The following is an 820-nucleotide window of genomic DNA, read 5'->3' on the forward strand; positions in this document are numbered from 1 at the left end:
GGCACTGTTGCAAAGTTAGCGATGAGGCAGCCTTTTGTCTTATTCAAAGGCCTTACATTTCAAAAACTCTGCTTACCAGGCGCATTTCGCCCAGGGGATCACCATAATAAAATGCTGAGGCCTGGCCTTTGCGTAGTGCACGCATCACCTCAATACCTTTGATGGTGGCGTAAGCCGTCTTCATGGATTTAAATCCCAGCGTGGCGCCGATTATCCGTTTCAGTTTGCCATGATCGCATTCAATCACGTTGTTCCGGTACTTAATCTGTCGGTGTTCAACGTCAGACGGGCACCGGCCTTCGCGTTTGAGCAGAGCAAGCGCGCGACCATAGGCGGGCGCTTTATCCGTGTTGATGAATCGCGGGATCTGCCACTTCTTCACGTTGTTGAGGATTTTACCCAGAAACCGGTATGCAGCTTTGCTGTTACGACGGGAGGAGAGATAAAAATCGACAGTGCGGCCCCGGCTGTCGACGGCCCGGTACAGATACGCCCAGCGGCCATTGACCTTCACGTAGGTTTCATCCATGTGCCACGGGCAAAGATCGGAAGGGTTACGCCAGTACCAGCGCAGCCGTTTTTCCATTTCAGGCGCATAACGCTGAACCCAGCGGTAAATCGTGGAGTGATCGACATTCACTCCGCGTTCAGCCAGCATCTCCTGCAGCTCACGGTAACTGATGCCGTATTTGCAGTACCAGCGTACGGCCCACAGAATGATGTCACGCTGAAAATGCCGGCCTTTGAATGGGTTCATGTGCAGCTCCATCAGCAAAAGGGGATGATAAGTTTATCACCACCGACTATTTGCAACAGTGCC

At 52.4% G+C, this 820-nt stretch carries 1 protein-coding gene; it reads right to left on the reverse strand.

The genetic code is table 11. The annotated features are described in order from the left end of the window. Positions 1-52: 52 nt before the first annotated feature. Positions 53-757 carry an IS6-like element IS26 family transposase gene (locus HX005_RS19570; RefSeq protein ID WP_001067855.1) on the reverse strand — a complete coding sequence of 235 codons (705 nt, stop codon included), beginning with the start codon at positions 755-757 and terminating at the stop codon, positions 53-55. Positions 758-820: the final 63 nt, after the last annotated feature.

The organism is Acinetobacter sp. R933-2 (assembly GCF_030325485.1).
Lineage (GTDB): Bacteria > Pseudomonadota > Gammaproteobacteria > Pseudomonadales > Moraxellaceae > Acinetobacter > Acinetobacter sichuanensis.